At 28.9% G+C, this 19,020-nt stretch carries 18 protein-coding genes; 14 read left to right on the top strand and 4 right to left on the bottom strand.

Annotation, left to right across the window (positions count from 1 at the left end; translation table 11 throughout):
* The first annotated feature begins 114 nt into the window (after positions 1 to 114).
* From BM335_RS00085 to BM335_RS00060, 6 genes are all read left to right on the top strand, one after another.
* Positions 115 to 945, top strand: coding sequence for an SAM hydrolase/SAM-dependent halogenase family protein (locus tag BM335_RS00085; RefSeq protein ID WP_090221669.1), 831 nt, complete (start codon positions 115 to 117; stop codon positions 943 to 945).
* Between the two features lie 3 nt (positions 946 to 948).
* Entirely contained in the window at positions 949 to 1,245 is a 297-nt protein-coding gene (locus BM335_RS00080; RefSeq protein WP_090221666.1) for a putative quinol monooxygenase, read from the top strand.
* Between the two features lies 1 nt (position 1,246).
* A complete protein-coding gene (gene gldF / locus BM335_RS00075; protein WP_090221664.1) occupies positions 1,247 to 1,975 on the top strand; it encodes a gliding motility-associated ABC transporter permease subunit GldF in 729 nt (242 codons plus the stop codon).
* Positions 1,965 to 3,605 carry a gliding motility-associated ABC transporter substrate-binding protein GldG gene (gldG, locus tag BM335_RS00070; RefSeq protein WP_090221659.1) on the top strand — a complete coding sequence of 547 codons (1,641 nt, stop codon included), beginning with the start codon at positions 1,965 to 1,967 and terminating at the stop codon, positions 3,603 to 3,605. Before gldF ends, gldG begins: the two co-directional genes overlap by 11 nt.
* Positions 3,606 to 3,708: 103 nt before the next feature.
* Positions 3,709 to 4,551 (top strand): DUF2911 domain-containing protein, encoded by an 843-nt coding sequence (locus BM335_RS00065; protein ID WP_090221658.1) that lies wholly within the window; start codon positions 3,709 to 3,711, stop codon positions 4,549 to 4,551.
* A 5-nt stretch (positions 4,552 to 4,556) separates the two neighbouring features.
* Positions 4,557 to 5,048 (top strand): DUF2911 domain-containing protein, encoded by a 492-nt coding sequence (locus BM335_RS00060; RefSeq protein ID WP_177219113.1) that lies wholly within the window; start codon positions 4,557 to 4,559, stop codon positions 5,046 to 5,048.
* Between the two features lie 51 nt (positions 5,049 to 5,099).
* On the opposite strand, the gene BM335_RS00055 is transcribed toward BM335_RS00060, so the two are convergent.
* Both BM335_RS00055 and BM335_RS00050 read right to left on the bottom strand, forming a co-directional pair.
* Positions 5,100 to 6,767, bottom strand: a complete 1,668-nt coding sequence (locus BM335_RS00055; protein ID WP_090221656.1) for a sodium:solute symporter family protein — start codon at positions 6,765 to 6,767, stop codon at positions 5,100 to 5,102.
* 110 nt (positions 6,768 to 6,877) lie between these two features.
* Positions 6,878 to 9,394 (bottom strand): PIG-L family deacetylase, encoded by a 2,517-nt coding sequence (locus BM335_RS00050; protein ID WP_090221655.1) that lies wholly within the window; start codon positions 9,392 to 9,394, stop codon positions 6,878 to 6,880.
* Between the two features lie 214 nt (positions 9,395 to 9,608).
* On the opposite strand from BM335_RS00050, the gene dnaN reads away from it, so the two are divergent.
* The 8 genes from dnaN (at position 9,609) to BM335_RS00015 (ending at position 17,128) form a co-directional block, all read left to right on the top strand.
* Positions 9,609 to 10,727, top strand: a complete 1,119-nt coding sequence (dnaN, locus tag BM335_RS00045; protein ID WP_090221654.1) for a DNA polymerase III subunit beta — start codon at positions 9,609 to 9,611, stop codon at positions 10,725 to 10,727.
* Between the two features lie 76 nt (positions 10,728 to 10,803).
* A complete protein-coding gene (locus BM335_RS00040; protein WP_090221653.1) occupies positions 10,804 to 11,397 on the top strand; it encodes an acyl carrier protein phosphodiesterase in 594 nt (197 codons plus the stop codon).
* Complete coding sequence (gene ggt / locus BM335_RS00035; protein WP_090221652.1) at positions 11,394 to 13,085, top strand: gamma-glutamyltransferase; 1,692 nt, start codon at positions 11,394 to 11,396, stop codon at positions 13,083 to 13,085. The genes BM335_RS00040 and ggt overlap by 4 nt, the downstream gene beginning before the upstream one ends.
* An 11-nt stretch (positions 13,086 to 13,096) precedes the next feature.
* Positions 13,097 to 14,179, top strand: coding sequence for an AI-2E family transporter (locus tag BM335_RS00030; protein WP_090221651.1), 1,083 nt, complete (start codon positions 13,097 to 13,099; stop codon positions 14,177 to 14,179).
* 1 nt (position 14,180) lies between these two features.
* Positions 14,181 to 14,723: a DUF1697 domain-containing protein gene (locus tag BM335_RS00025; RefSeq protein ID WP_090221650.1), complete on the top strand. Its 543-nt coding sequence runs from the start codon at positions 14,181 to 14,183 to the stop codon at positions 14,721 to 14,723.
* 1 nt (position 14,724) lies between these two features.
* Positions 14,725 to 15,900: a class I SAM-dependent methyltransferase gene (locus BM335_RS00020; protein WP_090221649.1), complete on the top strand. Its 1,176-nt coding sequence runs from the start codon at positions 14,725 to 14,727 to the stop codon at positions 15,898 to 15,900.
* 500 nt (positions 15,901 to 16,400) lie between these two features.
* Positions 16,401 to 16,529, top strand: a complete 129-nt coding sequence (locus tag BM335_RS15945; RefSeq protein WP_262493851.1) for a hypothetical protein — start codon at positions 16,401 to 16,403, stop codon at positions 16,527 to 16,529.
* Between the two features lie 122 nt (positions 16,530 to 16,651).
* Entirely contained in the window at positions 16,652 to 17,128 is a 477-nt protein-coding gene (locus BM335_RS00015) for a hypothetical protein (protein ID WP_090221648.1), read from the top strand.
* Between the two features lie 74 nt (positions 17,129 to 17,202).
* Here the strand turns inward: BM335_RS00015 and BM335_RS00010 are convergent, their stop codons facing one another.
* Together BM335_RS00010 and BM335_RS00005 are read right to left on the bottom strand one after the other, a co-directional pair.
* On the bottom strand, positions 17,203 to 17,868 hold the full coding sequence (locus BM335_RS00010; RefSeq protein ID WP_090221647.1) for a bifunctional 4-hydroxy-2-oxoglutarate aldolase/2-dehydro-3-deoxy-phosphogluconate aldolase: 666 nt from the start codon (positions 17,866 to 17,868) through the stop codon (positions 17,203 to 17,205).
* 109 nt (positions 17,869 to 17,977) lie between these two features.
* Positions 17,978 to 19,018 (bottom strand): sugar kinase, encoded by a 1,041-nt coding sequence (locus BM335_RS00005; protein ID WP_090221646.1) that lies wholly within the window; start codon positions 19,016 to 19,018, stop codon positions 17,978 to 17,980.
* Positions 19,019 to 19,020: the final 2 nt, after the last annotated feature.

Raw genomic sequence — 19,020 nt, 5'->3', positions numbered from 1 at the left:
TGTAACAAATTTAATTATATCAACTAATAAAATTTTAATCTTTACAAATAAGTTTTAAACATTTTATTAAGGTATTAATTTTAAAGATTTTAAAAAAAACTTGCGAAAATATTTATGTCAATAATAACGTTAACTACTGATTTTGGAACAAAAGACCATTTTGTAGGAGCCATAAAAGGTACCATTTACAGTGAATTACCTAATGCCAGAATTGTTGATATTTCGCACCAAATTTCACCATTTAATATTGCCGAAACGGCTTATATTTTAAAAAACGCCTATAAAAGTTTTCCAAACGGCAGTATTCATATAATTGGCGTAGATTCTGAATTAAATGATGAGAACAAGCACATTGCTTTATTATTAGACAATCACTACTTTATTTGTCCAAATAATGGTGTTATTTCTTTATTGGCATCTGAAATTAAACCAGAAAAAATTGTTGAAATAAATATTCACGACCGTGTTGAAACTATTTTTCCTGTTTTAGATGTTTTTGTGAAAGTTGCTTGTCATATTGCAAGAGGTGGAACTTTAGAAGTTATAGGAAAAACTATTCCAGATTTTGAAAGGATGGTAGAATTACAACCAACAGTTTCTGGAGACAATAATACTATTTTTGGTAACGTTATTTATGTAGATAATTATGGAAATTCCATCAGTAATATTACAAAAAAAGCTTTTAATGAGATTGGAAAAGGTCGTGATTTTGAAGTTATTGCCAACAGATATTCCTTTAAAAAAATTGTTGAAAAATATAGCGATATTGTAGATTTTTCAGTTCCTAAAGAACTGCGTCAAAAAGATGGCACACGATTGGCTTTATTTAATACAGCAAATTATTTAGAAATTGCCATTTACCGAAGCAATTTAAATACTGTTGGTGGCGCAGCTTCTTTACTAGGTTTAAATTATAGAGATTCAATTACCGTAAAATTTACATAAAATATGTTTGTAAGAATTGTGAAATTAACATTTGAAACAACCAATATTGAAACGTTCCTTACCAATTTTAATGATAATAAAAACAACATACGAAACTTTGAAGGCTGCCGTTTATTAGAATTGTACAGAGATAAAAACAATACAAATATATTTTTTTCATACAGTTACTGGGATTCTGAAAAACATTTAAATAATTATAGAAATTCTGAACTTTTTAAAACGGTTTGGGCAAAAACAAAAGTCCTTTTTTCTGACAAACCAGAAGCCTGGAGTGTAGATAAATTAGAAAGCTTAACATAAAATGATACCAATTTTAAAAAAAGAACTTACATCATTTTTTTCATCACCAATAGGTTATTTAGTAGTTACATTGTACTTACTTGTAAACGGCTTATTTTTATGGGTTTTTGAAGGTGATTTTAATATTTTACACGCCGGTTTTGCCGATTTAAATAGTTACTTTTTTTTAGCACCGTGGATATTTATTTTTTTAATTCCAGCAATTACAATGCGCAGTTTTTCTGATGAAATAAATACTGGAACTATTGAAATTTTAAAAACAAAACCAATTACAACTTGGCAAATTATTTTGGGTAAGTATTTTGGCGCATTGCTTTTAGTTATTATTGCAATTATCCCAACATTAATATATGCTTATAGCGTTTATCAACTTGGAAATCCCGTTGGAAATATAGCTATTGGCACTACGTTAGGTTCTTTTATTGGTTTACTATTTTTAGCAAGTGCGTACACTGCCATTGGTATATTTTCATCAACATTATCAAAAAATCAAATTGTATCATTTTTAGTTGCGGTTTTTACTTCATTCTTTTTATACTACGGGTTTGAAGCCTTAGCAAGTTATAATTTATTAGGAAATTTAGATTATACGGTTCAAAATTTAGGAATGAGCGCACATTTTAACAGTATTGGAAAAGGTGTAATTGACACGAGAGATTTAATTTACTTTTTTTCTGTTACAATTCTATTTTTATTTTTAACCAACTTTAAAATTGAAAATGCAAAGTAAAACATCTAAAATAGCAATTTTTGTTGTTGGTTTATTTTTGATAAACTTTTTAGGAAACAAAATATACAAACGTTTCGATTTAACGGAAGATCATCGTTATACACTTTCTGAAACCACAAAAAATATAGCAAAAAAAGTAGATGATATTATACTTGTTAAAGTGTATTTACAAGGTGATTTTCCTGCGGAATTTAAACGCCTTCAAACAGAAACAAAATTGCATTTAGAAGAATTAAAATCTGTTAACAAAAACATTCAATACCGTTTTATAAATCCAACAGATATTGCTGAAGAATTAATTGCTAGCGGATTAGAACCAAGTAGCTTGCAGGTTCAGGAAAATGGAAAATTATCTGAAATGGTTTTATTTCCGTATGCTGTCATCAATTATAAAAATAAAACCGAAATAATTCCATTATTAAATGATGTTTTTTCCAATTCGCAAGATGAACAATTAGAAAGTTCTATCCAAAATTTAGAATACGCTTTTGCAAATGCTATTCATAAAATAATAGCAACCAAATCAAAAAAAATAGCCGTTTTAAGAGGAAATGGTGAATTACCTGATATTTATATTGCTGATTTTTTAAGAAAATTAAATGAGTATTATTTATTAGCGCAATTCACTTTAGATTCTATTGAAAACCAACCTCAAAAAACACTGTTCGATCTTGCTAAATTTGATTTAGCAATTATTGCAAAACCAACTGAAAAATTTACTGAACAAGAGAAATTTGCACTAGATCAATTTGTAATGAATGGCGGTAAAACGCTTTGGATGATTGATAATGTTCAGGCAGAATTAGATAGTTTACAACAAACCGGAGAAACTTTAGCGTATCCAAGAGATTTAGGATTGACAGATTTCTTTTTCAATTATGGTATTCGCATAAATTCAGATTTAGTAACCGATTTATATTGCTCACAAATTCCTTTAGCAACTGGTAATATTGGCAATCAAACACAATTTAGTCAGTTTCCTTGGGTTTATTTTCCGTTAGCAATATCAAAAAATAATCATCCAATTAACACCAATATTGAAGCCGTAAATTTAAGATTCGCTAATAATATTGATACTTTAAAAAATAATATTAAAAAAACGGTTTTATTACAAAGTTCTCCTCTTTCAAAAATTATTGGAACACCTTCAATTATTAGTTTAAAAACAATTGGTGAACAACCAAAAAAAGAAGCGTACACTAATGGAAACCAGCCTTTAGCTGTTCTTTTAGAAGGTGAATTTAAATCGGCTTATAACGGCAGAGTTAAACCTTTTAAAACCATAAAACCAATTGATAATAGCAGTGCAAATAAAATGATTGTAATTTCTGATGGTGATGTTATTGCTAATGAAATATCAAAAGGACAACCGCTAGAATTGGGAGTTGATAAATGGACGAATCAACGCTATGGAAATAAAGATTTTCTATTAAATTCCGTTAATTACTTATTAGATGATACTGGCTTATTAAATATTCGATCAAAAAAGATTAAAATTAATTTTTTAGATAAACAAAAAGCATTTGAAGAAGCCAATAAATGGCAATTTATAAATATTGCCTTTCCATTAATTATATTAGCTCTTTTTGGTTTTTTATTTTACTATTTAAGACTTAAAAAGTACCAATAATAAAAATAAAATTTCTTCTTAAGAAAGTGTTAAAATTAAAAGTCTAAAAAAAATAGGCTTTTAAAATGTTATATTTGTTAATAAACTTAAAAATATAACTATTATGCTAAAAAAATTATCAATATTATTTGTATTCGTTAGTTGTGCACTAACTGCTAACGCACAAATTAAAACACCGCAACCTAGTCCAACATCAAAAATAGAACAAGTAGTTGGTTTAACCGATGTAACTGTTGAATATTCTCGCCCTGGAATGCGTGGAAGAACAATTTTTGGAGATTTAGTACCTTATGGTCAAGTATGGAGAACTGGAGCAAATGCAAATACAAAAATTACTTTTAGTGATAATGTAACTGTTGATGGTAAAGAGTTAAAAAAAGGAACCTATGCTATTTATACAATTCCTGGTGAAAAATCATGGGAAGTAATATTTTATTCTGATTCAAATAACTGGGGAACTCCTCAAAAATGGGACGAATCAAAAGTAGCAGCAAAAACAACTGTTGAAGTATTACAAATGCCAATGAAAGTTGAAACTTTCACAATTACTTTTGATGATTTAGCTACAGGTTCTGCAGTTTTAGGAATGCTTTGGGAAAATGTTTATGCTGGCGTTAAATTTGATGTTCCAACAGATGCTATTACTACAAAAAGTATTGAAACTGTTATGGCTGGACCATCAAGCAATGATTACTTTCAAGCAGCAACTTATTACCATACAGAAGGAAAAGACTTAAAACAAGCATTATCTTGGATGCAAAAAGCTACTGCAGGTGAAAATCCTCCATTTTGGTATTTACGTAGAATGAGCCTAATTCAAGCTGATTTAGGTGATAAAAAAGGAGCAATTGCAACAGCTCAAAAATCATTGGCAGCTGCAGAAAAAGCAAATAATGCCGATTATATTAAGATGAACAAAGAATCAATAGCCCAATGGCAAAAATAATACATATGAAAAATTTTAAATTAACCATTATTTTATTAATGCTAACCACCATTGTGTTTGCACAAAAAAGTCCTAGAAAGCAAGTGAACGGAACAATCGGACACGTTTCTGTAGATATCGATTTTGGCGCACCAAGTGTTAGAGAAAGAGTAATTTGGGGAGAGTTAGTTCCTTATAATCAAGTTTGGAGAGCTGGAGCAAATGAAAATACTACTATTTCATTTGATGAAGAAGTTACAATAAAAAACAAAGCCATTTACGCTGGCAAATATGGTTTTTTTATTATACCTAAAGAAGATAGTGACTGGACCATTATTTTAAGTAGTGAAAACGATGCTTGGGGTTCAAATTCTTACAACGAAAATGAAGATGTTTTAAGAATGAATGTTACACCTCAAATTGTAGAAGAAAACCAAGAAGAATTGAATTATAGTATAAATAATGAAGGAATTGAAATTGCTTGGGAAAAAGTGAGATTATTCATTCCTATAAAATAAATAAAATATTAAATCATAAAAAAAGCAACTAATAATTAGTTGCTTTTTTTATTATTTTTTAGAAGTGAGAAATTGAATTAAAATTGCCATAAACATAACTAATGAGCAACCAAATAAATTTAACCATAAATAAGGCATCCAATCATAATACCAACCAACAATTACTATTATTTGTGTAATTAAAGCTGCAATAAAAACAGCGTTACTTTTTACGTATTTGATAAAAAATGCCAACAAAAATATTCCTAATACATTTCCATAAAAGATAGATCCAATAATATTTACCAATTGAATTAAATTATCGAACAAATTTGCAACACAAGCAACAGAAATAGCAATTAATCCCCAAAGTAGCGTAAACCATTTTGATACTTTAACATAATGGTCGTCCGTTTTATCTGAAATAACATTTCTTTTATATAAATCAATAACTGTAGTACTTGCTAAAGCATTTAACTCCGACGCAGTACTTGACATTGCTGCTGACAAAATTACGGCCAACAACAAACCAATTAATCCTCTCGGCAAATTGTGTAAAATAAAATGTATAAACACGTAATCTTTATCATTAGTTTCAACCGATGAATTTGCTTTTTTTATTAATTCTTTAGCCTGATCTCTATTCTCTAAATCCAATGAATTTATTTGCTGAATATTTTCAATTAATTCCGCATTCATTAATTCATTACCGTATTTCAAACTAGCTATATACTTCTGTTTCTCAATTTCTAATTGCCTTTCTTCCAGCAATTTATACTCATTCGCATATTCGGAGTTTTTAACAGCATTATTTGCAGCCGGATTAAAATTTAAAGGTGAAGGATTAAACTGATAAAAAACAAAAACCATAACACCCACCAATAAAATAAAAAATTGCATTGGGACTTTTAATAGCCCATTAAAAATTAGCCCTAACTGCATCTCTTTTAATGATTTACCAGACAAGTAACGTTGTACTTGACTTTGATCTGTACCAAAATAGGACAACGCTAAAAAAGAACCTCCAATAATTCCACTCCAAAATGTATATCTGTTTTCTAAATTAAAAGAAAAATCAAGAATATCCATTTTTCCACTTGCACCAGCAATTTTTATAGCTTCAATAAAAGAAATATCTTCAGGCAAATAACTTACTATTAAGTAAAACGCAACAAACATTCCTCCAAATATTACAGCCATTTGCTGTTTTTGTGTAACACTAACTGCCTTTGTACCACCTGAAACTGTATAAATTATCACTAAAACACCAATAATAATGTTTAGCATCGTTAAATTCCAACCTAATACTGCCGATAAAATAATGGCAGGTGCAAAAATGGTAATTCCTGCAGCCAACCCTCTTTGAATTAAAAATAAAATAGCTGCTAAACTTCTTGTTTTTAAATCGAATCTGGTTTCTAAATATTCATAGGCTGTAAAAACTTTTAATCTGTGGTAAATTGGAATAAAAACCAAACAAATAACCACCATTGCAATTGGCAATCCAAAGTAAAATTGCACAAAACCCATTCCGCTATGAAATGCTTGTCCTGGGGTTGATAAAAAAGTTATGGCACTAGCTTGTGTTGCCATAACAGATAAACCTATGGTCCACCATTTGGCTTCACTTCCTCCTTTTATATAATCATCAACATTTTTGCTGCCACGTGTTTTATATGCTCCGTAAGAAACAATAAAAAGTAACGTACCAATAAGTATTATCCAATCTAGTTGTTGCATAATTTTAAGTGAAAATTTCCATTAAAATATAAAACACTAAAATATAAAAAGCATTCAGTAATAATACAGTAGTATACTCACTTTTCCAATGATATTTTTGATTGTCCATATTAGTTTTTAATTATTTTTTCTGATGGATTTTTTCCAACTGAAAGCATATTTGCAAATAATTTATATGCTCCAGAAACTCCTGCAGGCAATTCTCTAAAAAAACTTAAACCTGTATACATAAAGTTCCCTTTGCCAAATTTAGCAATTAATAAACTACCATCGCTTGCTGATTCATTTTTATCATTCATACTAAAAAGCGCCTCAAAATGATTGTCCCATTCATTTGGAAAATATAAGCCTCTTTCTTGCACCCAACCATCAAAATCTGCTTGTGTAATTTTATTTGGGAAATTTAACAACTCATGTTCTGGATTTAGTATTCTAACTTCAGCATCTTCTTCCGTAACTCTATCTCTTGATAATTTTAAAGGATACGGTGCAACTTCATCAACTTTTAACCTAAAATTTGTATTGTATTGCACAATTAAATTCCCTCCATTTTTAACATAATTATGTAAATATTTTTGATAAAATTTAGCTTTATCATTGGTATTATATGCTCTAATTCCTAACACTATTGCATCAAAGTTAGTTAATTTTTCTGGTGTAATTTCATCTTCATTTAATTCTACAACCGTATAACCAATTTGTCGTAAACTAGTTGGAATTTCATCTCCAGCTCCTTGAATATAGCCTATTAATTGTCCTTTTTTCTCAATATTTAAACGTACAACTTTTGCTTCTGATGGCATTACAACCGATTGAAATGGGATGTGATTGTAATCAATCTCAACCAATTCATTTCTAAATAATTTACCATAAATATCAATAATAGGCGAAATAACACCTTCCGATTGACTTTTAGGTGGAAAAACTTCAAAACTAAAAGTTTGCTCCTCTCCTTTTTGGGTTAATTTGAAAGGAATACTTTCTGGTAGAACTTTCCAATTTTCAGGATAACATAATGTTAATTTCCCCACTACATTATCTTTAACCGATTTCACTTTTAATGAAATTTTTTGAGAATTTTCAGTTGAAAAAACAAAAACTTTCTCGGTAAATGTTGCTGAAATTTCAGGAAGAATTTCAAAAGGTTTGTAAACTTCACCTTTCACAGGATCGTTGTATTTAAAAATAATTTCTTTATTAATTGGTATTATTACGCCATCAATTTCAACAAAAAAAGTAGCTACAATTTCACGTGGCGTTTCTGGTAAACTTATAAAATTAGTGTTTTCAGCTTTATACATTCCTAAACTACCCTTTTTTGTGAGCCAATATGGAGCAGTATTTTTTATTTCAGCAGGAATTTCAACATCAAAATTAATAGATAAAGGCTCATTATTTTTTAACTCAATATTCTCTAATTTACTGATATTTAAAGTTTTAATATCAACAGATTTTAAAATCACTTTTTTATTACTTCTGTTAATAACATCAATAGAAATTTTATTTTTTGAGTTTGTAGTTGTCGACGATTCGTTTGAAACAGCTTCTACATACAAACCTGAACAAGCTGCAATAATATCAACAATTTCTTTAGATTTAATAGTTTTCCAATGATTATCTTTTAAATTTTGAATTAAAACATATGCTTGTACCAAATCAGAAATACTAGCAGAAGGATTATTAAAATTATATTCATCCGCTACTTTTTGTAAAATTTCATCAATTTTAGCACCACCATCTACTCTATTCCACGTAGTATCAATCCCATCAAAAACAGTTTTATTTGTTGGAAAATCACCTTTTAAAAACTCTAAATATTCGGTTTGGTTTCCTCTGGAACCTGTACTTCCAAATCCTTGCGATTGATGTTGACTGCGACTTAAAGCTGCAATTTCACCATTAGACAAACCTAAATTTTGATAATATCCACCAACTTCAACGCTTAATAAATTGGATTTATCGGCTTTATTAAAATTTTCTTCACTTCCATAAAACCACCACGATGTATTAAAAAATAATCGTTTTGGTTTCCAAACTTCATCATTTTTCAAATATGTTTTATATGTATTATCATCGGCCAAATCAAAAGCTTCAACGCTTAACATGGCTGATGAAGTATGATGTCCGTGTGTACTTCCTGGCGTATTTGCATTAAATCTGTTCACAATTACATCAGGCTTAAATTTTCTAATTACTGCTACAACATCTTGTAAAACTTCATCTTTGTTCCAAATTTCCAACGTTTCATCTGGATGATTTGAGTAGCCAAAATCATTGGCTCGTGTAAAAAATTGTTCTCCTCCATCAATTTTTCTAGCAACTAATAATTCTTGGGTTCTAATAACACCTAATAATTCGCGCAATTCAGAACCTATTAAATTTTGACCACCATCACCTCTTGTTATGCTTAAATAAGCTGTTCTTGCTTTTACATCATTAGCAAAATATGAAATTAAACGAGTGTTTTCATCATCAGGATGTGCGGCTAAATATAAAACAGAACCTAAAAAATTTAATTTTTCAATAGATTCATAAATTTCACCAGAAGTTGGCTTTTTAGGCGCTTGCGCAATTGAAAAATTAAAAAAGAATATTAAAATTAAAAGAACTGAGTAGCGTTTTTTCATGAAAAATCTAATTTTTTAGTAGAAAAACAAATATAAAATTAAATTACGCCATTACTAATTTAGTTAACATTTATTAACACAATTATAACTAAATAAAATTTAGAAAAAAAATCAAAAAAGTGTTTACAACCATATAAAAGTGTTAATAACTAACATTTTTTAAAACAACATATTTAGAATATATTTGTAACTTATTCCATTAAAATAATCATAAATGAAATTTATAGTATCAAGTAGTCAATTATTAAAACAACTTCAAGTATTAGGCGGAGTAATTAATAGCAGTAACACATTACCTATTTTAGATAATTTTTTGTTTGAATTAAAACAAAATGAATTAAAAATTTCAGCATCTGATTTAGAAACAACAATGAGCACCGTTATAGAAGTAGAATCTAATTCTGAAGGTTCTGCTGCCATTTCTGCGCGCTTATTATTAGATACCTTAAAAACATTTCCAAATCAACCATTAACTTTTAAAACGGAAGAAAATAACACTATTGAAATTAGCTCAAGTCAAGGAAAATATGATATGGCTTATTTTGATGGAAGTGAATTTCCAAAAGCAGTTTCTATACAATCGCCAAGTAGCACAGTTGTTCCTGGTGATGTTTTAGCCACAGCTATTTCAAAAACTATTTTTGCAGCTGGAAATGACGATTTAAGACCTGTAATGAGTGGCGTATTTTTTCAGTTTAGTAACGACGGATTAACTTTTGTTGCAACAGATGCGCACAAATTAGTAAAATATACAAGAACAGATGTCACTGCAAATACTGCAGCAGAATTTATTATGCCAAAAAAACCTTTAAACTTATTAAAAGGAATTTTAGCTGGATCTGAAAGTGACGTAACTATTGAATATAATGAAGCAAACGCGAAATTTATTTTTGATAATGTTGTATTAATTTGTAGATTAATTGATGGAAAATATCCAAATTATGAAGCAGTTATACCAAAAGAAAATCCAAACAAATTAACTGTAGACCGAGGTACTTTTTTAAATGCTGCACGTCGTGTTTCTATTTTCTCTAGCAAAACAACACATCAAATCAGATTAAAAATGGCAGGAACAGAATTAAATATTTCTGCTGAAGATATTGATTATTCTAACAAAGCTGAAGAGCGTTTAGTTTGTGAATATCAAGGAGATGATATGCAAATTGGTTTTAACTCTCGTTTTTTAACAGAAATGTTAAGCAATTTAAATTCTAATGATGTTTTAATTGAAATGAGTTTACCTAACAGAGCCGGAATTTTAACCCCTGCAGATGGTGTTGATGAAGGTGAATTTATTACAATGTTAGTAATGCCAGTGATGCTAAATAGCTAAAACCATCCAAAAATATTAAATATCAAAAATCCGCTTTTAGCGGATTTTTTTGTATCATTGTTTTTAAATTTTTCCTATGAATTTTTTGGCACATTTATACCTTTCAAAAAGCAATGAAAACATATTAATTGGTAATTTTATTGCTGATGCTGTGAAAGGTAAAAAATTTAATAATTACCCAAAAGAAATTAAAGCAGGAATTTTATTGCACAGAGAAATTGATAATTATACCGATAATCATCCAATTGTAAAAATTAGCAAACGTCGCTTAAACGAAAGATACAGACATTATAATGGTGTTATTATTGATATTTTATACGATCATTTTTTAGCAAAAAATTGGTATAAATACTCAGAAATACCCTTAAAAGTATATGCTAAAAATATTTATGCTTTTTTAAAACAAAATAACCACCAACTTCCTTTAAGAGCACAAAATATGTTACCGCATATGATTGAATATAATTGGTTGGTCAGTTACGCTTCTATTGAAGGAATTGCCAAAGTTTTAGCTGGCATGAATAGAAGAACCAAAGGTATTTCTAAAATGGATTTAGCTGTTGAAGATTTACAAATTCATTACCTAGAACTTGAAAAAGATTTCACAGTTTTTTTTGAAGATTTAATTGATTTTACTAATAAAAAAACTAAATTTTTACTTGCACAATGAAAAATGTAATTTTAGCATTCGTTACTTCGTTGCTTTTTATTCAATGTAAACCAACAAAAATTTCAACAGAAATAACAGGCCTTATTGTTGAAAATGCTATGGTAGTTTCTGCACGTGAAGAAGCTTCAAAAATTGGCATTAACATATTAAAAAAAGGAGGTAATGCTTTTGATGCTATGATTGCAACGGAATTAGCTTTAGCTGTTGCGTATCCATTTGCAGGAAATATTGGCGGCGGTGGTTTTATGGTATACAGAACAACTGATGGAAAAACTGGCGCATTAGATTATAGAGAAAAAGCGCCTTTAGCAGCTTCAAAAAATATGTATTTGAATGAAATTGGCGATATTATTAATGAAAAAAGTACACTTGGTGCTATGGCAATTGGAGTTCCTGGAACAGTTGACGGACTTTTTAAGGTCTACGAAAAATTTGGAACATTACCATTTTCAGAATTAATTCAACCTGCCATTGATTTAGCTTACAAAGGTGTTGTTGTAACGGAAAAACAAGCTGAAAGAATTTATAAATACAAACCATTATTTAGCAAAGTAAACGATACAACTATTTTGTTAGATGCTAATTGGAAAACAAACGATACTATAAAATATATTCAACTTGCAAAAAGTTTAGAAAGAATACGCGATAACGGTAGAGATGGTTTTTACAAAGGCAAAACTGCTGAATTATTAATAACCTACGTCCAAAAATTAGGTGGAATTATAACGCATCAAGATTTAGAAAAATATGAAGCTAAATGGCGAAAACCTATTGAATTTACATATAAAGATTTAAAAATAATTTCTATGTCGCCACCATCAAGCGGTGGAATTTGTAATGCGCAAATTTTTAAAGCCATTGAGCCATTTAACATTGCTGAATTTGGACATAATTCATTAAAATCGATACAATTAATTACCGAAGCAGAAAGAAGATCTTATGCAGATAGATCTTTTTATTTAGGAGATCCAGATTTTGTAAATATTCCAATCGATACGCTAATTTCATCAAAATATATTCAAAAAAGAATGGCAAATTTTACTTGGAAAAAAGCAACTCCATCATCAACCATAAAACACGGAACTGTTGTTGGTTATGAAAGTGACGAAACCACGCATTATTCAATTGTAGATAGTTTTGGGAATTCAATTTCTGCAACTACAACTTTAAATGGCGCTTATGGTTCAAAAGTTTTTGTTTCGGAAGCTGGCTTTTTTCTAAATAACGAAATGGATGATTTTAGTTCAAAACCAGGAACTCCAAATATGTTTGGATTGATTGGTGCAGAAGCTAATGCAATTGCTCCAGAAAAAAGAATGTTAAGCTCTATGACTCCAACAATTGTAGAAAAAGACAATCAGTTTTATATGTCAGTTGGTTCACCTGGCGGATCTACAATTATCACTTCTGTTATGCAAACTATTTTAAATGTGTATGAATTTGGTTTTGGAATGCAAGAAGCCGTAAATTTGCCGAGATTTCATCATCAATGGTTGCCAGATGAAATAACAATGGAACCTAAAGGTTTTTCAACAAAATTAATAAAACGTTTAAACAAAAAAGGATATACCATTAAACAAGAAAACACCACAATAATTGGAAAAGTTGATGCAATTTTACGTTTGCCAAATGGCAAATTAGAAGGCGGAGCAGATTATAGAGGTGACGATACTGCCATTGGATTTTAAAAAACAGTACTATGAATTCAAATACAATTACAAACGGAATTTTAAAAGCATTAGCAATTATATTTGGAATTGGGCTCTTATTATTTTTTCTGTATAAAATACAATCCATATTAATTTATATCGCCATTGCGGGTGTTATTTCATTAATTGGCAGTCCAATTATTCGTTTTTTAAAATACAAATTAAGGTTTCCAAACACATTAGCAGTTATTTCAACAATGTGTGTGTTTTTAGGAATTTTATCGGGACTTATAAGTATGTTTATTCCTTTAATTATAAAACAAGGAGAAAATTTATCATTATTAAATACAGATCAGCTACAATACACAATTGCACATCTATTAAATGAAATTAATGATTATTTTTTAGCGCAAAATATTGATATTTTAAATGAACTAAAAAATGCCGATTTATTTAAAAATTTAACAGCAATTCCAAACTTATTAAACTCAGTTATAAGCACATTAGGAAATTTAAGTATTGGGTTGTTTTCAGTACTTTTTATTACCTTTTTTTTAATGAAAGATACTGGAATTATGGAAAAATCAATATACGTTTTAGTAAATGATAATAGTGAAAGTAAGCTTCGTAACTCATTAAAAACAATTCAAAACCTTTTATCAAGATATTTTATTGGTCTTGTTTTTCAAATTACAATTATATTTATAATTTACACATTGGTATTAGTAATTTTTGGTATTGAAAATGCTATTGTTATTGCTTTTTTATGCGCTTTATTAAACTTAATTCCATATGTTGGGCCAATTATTGGTGGTATTTTAATGCTATTTTTATCAATGAGCAGTAATCTCGGTGAAGATTTTCAAACAGTAATACTTCCTACCACAATTTATGTAATGATTGGTTATATAATTGCACAATTAATTGATAATTTTTTAAGTCAACCTTTAATTTTTTCTAATAGTGTAAAATCACATCCTTTAGAAATATTTTTAATAATTATGATTGCTGGAATTTTGTTTGGCGTAACAGGAATGATTGTAGCCATACCAACTTATACTGCTATTAAAGTAATTTTAAAGGCGTTTTTAGCCGATAATAAGATTGTAAAGTCATTAACTAAAGATTTATAAAATGAACACTTATATTGCGCTTTTAAGAGGAATAAATGTTTCTGGGCATAACAAAATTAAAATGGTTGATTTACAACAACTTTTTATCAATAACGGCTACACAAATGTTACAACCTATATACAAAGTGGTAACGTAATTTTTTCTTCTGATGAATTAAATACTTCTAAAATTGAACATACAATTATAAATGAAATTAAAAAACAGTTTAGCTACGCAATTAAAGTTCTTGTTTTAAAAAAAAGTGAGCTAACAGCAATTTATAACTTTAATGCGTTTAAAAATATTACTGAATTAGATTTTAAAAATGTTTGTGTTACAATTTTAAAAGAAAACCCTGCTGAAGAAGGAATTGAAAAAGTAAAATCCTTAGCCGCTCCTGATGAAAAAATAATATTTAAAGAAAGAAACGTGTACATTTATTGTCCAAATGGATTTGGAAGAACCAAACTTTCAAACACTAATATTGAAGCTAAGTTAAAAGTTTATGCAACCTCTAGAAACTGGAATACCATTACAAAACTTGTTGAATTAAGCAACATCTAAATTGAATTTAAATATTTTACATACCGAAGTTCAGGATTTTATAAATTCAAATTTAAAAACTGATATTACCAAACTAATTTTAAAAGGAAGTCCTTTTCAAAATGTTTCCATACAAGAAATCGCAGCACAAATTGTATCAAAAAACAAATGTGAAACAAAATTACCAACGTGGTTTTCAACAGAAAACATATATTTCCCTAACAAATTAAACATTGAACAAACTTCCTCAGAAATTACAGCAACGTATAAAGCTAATTTGGTTTCAGGAAATACATTAGTAGATATTACTGGTGGTTTTGGCGTAGATGCTTATTTTTTTTCACACAAAGTTAAAAATGTAACACATTGCGAAATAAACAGTGAATTGTCAGAAATTGTTACACATAATTATCAACAAATAAAAGTAACTAATATTGAAACTAAAAATAATGATGGCCTAGCATTTTTAACAGAAAAAAATCAAAAATTTGATTGGATTTATACTGATCCTTCCAGAAGAAATGACACAAAAGGTAAAGTATTTTTATTAGAAGACTGTTTACCAAATATTCCTAAAAATTTAGAACTTTTATTTAACCATGCAGAGTCTATTTTAATTAAAGTATCTCCAATTCTTGATATAACAAGTGCTATTAGAGAATTAAATTTTGTAAAAGAAATTCATATAGTTGCCATTGAAAATGAAGTAAAAGAGCTATTATTTATTTTAAAAAAAGATTACATAAAAGCTATTGAAATTAAAACAATGAATTTTAACAAAAATGGTAATCAAAAATTTGATTTCATTTTTAATGAAGATAGCAATGTAACATATTCTGAGCCAAAAAAATATTTGTATGAGCCAAATTCAGCTATTTTAAAAGCTGGCGGATTTTATCAAATATCAAAAAAATTAACCATTGATAAATTACACCCACATTCACATTTATATACTTCTAATGAGTTAGTTGATTTTCCAGGAAGAACGTTTAAAATTGAACACTGCATTTCTTACGACAAAAAATTAATTAAAAAATTAATCCCTTCAAAAAAAGCAAATATCACTACGCGTAATTTCCCTGAGTCTGTTGAACAAATCAGAAAAAAAACTAGCTTAAAAGACGGTGGAAATCAATATCTTTTTTTCACAACAAATTATAATGATAAACTTCAAGTAATTATTTGCACAAAAAATTAATAGAATAATTTAAATTAATCAACACCAAAATTTTTCTAATTAAATAACCTTTAAAAATCCAACAAAACAAAATACATCATAAATTGAATAAATGGTTGTTTTTTTTTAATAAACGGTATTTTTAATTGAATTAATTGCAATATTTTTTGTTTATATAAATATCTTTAATTATATTTGCAACATAAAGGCGTCCCTATAATTGCAAATTTTTACGGAGAGGATTTGTAATTTATCGTTTTTAAGGATTAAATCACCCAGTTTTATCCAATTAAAAATGAAATTAGCTTTTAAAACATCTCCAAAATAGAAATTTTATACACTAAAATTTGAAAGGATTTAACACCTTAAAAAGTGCTCTAACACTTGAAAAATAAGGAAAAATCACTTTCACATACACTTAATTTTTAAAATTTTTAAAAATTTAAGCGGATTTTTATTGCTTGTAAGTAAGATTTTTTGTAAGTTTGATGTTCTTACTAATCATTTAATTCTTACTAAAAATGAAAAAATTAAAGTTAATTTTCGGATTACTTATGGTAACTGCTTTTGTTGCCGTAACAGTATTAAGCTATACTTCTGGTGATGAACAAGCTATCAGAAGAGATGTAATTTTACCTACAGGAGCTTAACAAATAGTCAATTTTTTTGACAAATTATAATTTACCACATTGAAAAAAACAATGTGGTTTTTGTGTTTATTAATAATAATAACTATATTTGATTACATTAAAATTTATACCCCTAAAATCTAATGAAAAACAAGAAAAGACTTTCATTAATTGCTAGTAGTTTAATTGCTATAATAATTATCACAATCCCTTACTTACTATATTTTCATAAAAGTATAGACCCAGATATTGAAAATTTAGAAACTATTTTTGGAACAATTAGAGGTGGGCATTATAAATTTGCACAATCATTTATTTATTTTTTATTTGCTAAACTTGTTCCTTTAATTCTATTATTTATTTGGTTTATAACCAATAAACATTGGTGGGTTCATGCCTTAATTATACCCATTACAGTTTATTTATTTCAATTAATAGGAATATTTAATGATAGTTTAAAATATGTTGATGAGGTTGAATTTATATATACTGTACCTATTGCAGCAGTTATAATGGGGTTATTATATTTTGTAAGGAGTAAAATTTCCATATATATTCAAGCAGTAGACCTTAAAAAAGAAATGGATGACAATATGAAAATACCCAAAAAATTTAAATAATTATTGAGATTTTTTTAATAAAAAATGTCTATTAAAATTAATAGACATTTAATAATAATTTAATTTATAGTTTACTATCTTACTTTTTCAATAATTTCCAAAGCACTTTTTACATCTTCTGTTAGCTTTGTATAATTTTTACTTGATAATATTTCTTTTGATATTAATTGTGATCCCATTCCAACACAAGTTACTCCTGCACTAAACCAGCTTTTTAGGTTTTCTTCTGTAGGTGAAACACCTCCTGTTGGCATTACACTCGTCCAAGGTTGTGGTCCTTTTATTCCTTTTACAAATTGTGGTCCGTAAATATCTCCAGGGAATAATTTTACAATTTCACAGCCCAATTCTTCTGCTCTAGCAATTTCTGTTAATGTTCCACAGCCTGGTGACCATAATACTTTGCGTCTATTACAAACTACTGCGATATCTTCTCTTAAAACAGGTGTTACTATAAAGTTTGCCCCTAAAGCCATATATAATGAAGCTGCGCCAGCATCGGTTACGGATCCAACTCCCATAATCATTCCTGGTAATTCTTTAATCGCATATTTGGTTAACTCTCCAAAAACTTCGTGTGCAAAATCACCTCGTGCCGTAAATTCCATCAATCTTGCTCCGCCATCATAACATGCCTTTAATACTTGTTTACTTACTTCTAAATCATTACTGAAAAATAAAGGAATCATCCCTGTTTCTTTCATTGCTGTTGCAACTTCTATTCTTGTAAATTGTGCCATTTTTTATTTATCTTTTTTTAATGAAGCTTTTCTTAAAATGGATTGTTGAGTCGTGTTTTCTACGACTCAACTTTCCGATTTAACCAAACTTAATTATAATACTTCTTTGTTATCGTGCTACTCTTCCTGAGGCATCACCACCCATTAATTTAGTTACTTCATCTACAGTTACTAAGTTGGCATCTCCTTTTATGGTGTGTTTTAAACAAGAGGCTGCTACTGCAAAGTCTAATGCGTTTTGATCATCATCTGGATACGTTAATAATCCGTAAATCAATCCGCCCATAAAACTATCTCCACCTCCAACTCTATCTACAATATCAGTAATTTGATACTGACGTGTTTGCAATAGTTGTTTTCCATCATATAAAACGCCGGCCCAAGTGTTATGAGATGCTGAAATTGAACCTCTTAACGTAGTAATTACTTTTTTAGCTCTTGGGAATTTCGCCATCATTTGCTGACAAACCGATAAAAACGCTTCTGCCTTTACATCATGTCCGTGTGTTTGAACTGCTGCTCCTTCTGGCTTAATGCCAAAGTGCATTTCTGCATCTTCTTCATTGCCTAAAATAACATCACAATACGATGTTAACTCGGTCATAATTGCTTCTCTATCTCCACCATATTTCCAAAGTTTTGCTCTATAGTTTAAATCTGTGGAAATGGTTAATCCTAATTTGCTGGCTGCTTTTACTGCCTCTAAACAAACATCCGCTGAACTTTGTGAAATTGCTGGAGTAATGCCTGTCCAATGAAACCACTCGGCTCCAGCAAAAACTTCCTCCCAATCTATCATGCCCAATTGAATTTCAGACATAGATGAATGTGCTCTATCATACACAACTTTTGAACCTCTACTAACTGCGCCTGTCTCTAAAAAGTAAATTCCTAAACGATCTCCTCCCCAAACAATCTTATCTACTCCAACGCCTCTTTTACGCATTTCCATCATCGCACATTCTCCAATGTCATTTTTTGGTAAACGTGTTACAAAATCTACTGAAACACCATAGTTGGCTAAAGAAACTGCTACGTTTGATTCTCCGCCTCCATAAACAACATCAAAATTGTCCGCTTGTGAAAATCTTAAAAATCCTTGTGGTGATAATCGCAACATAATCTCACCAAATGTTACTACTTTACTCATTT

The sequence above is a fragment of the Lutibacter maritimus genome, assembly GCF_900116115.1.
In the GTDB taxonomy this organism is placed as follows: Bacteria; Bacteroidota; Bacteroidia; order Flavobacteriales; family Flavobacteriaceae; genus Lutibacter; species Lutibacter maritimus.
This window is presented reverse-complemented; position numbering and strand designations above follow the sequence as displayed.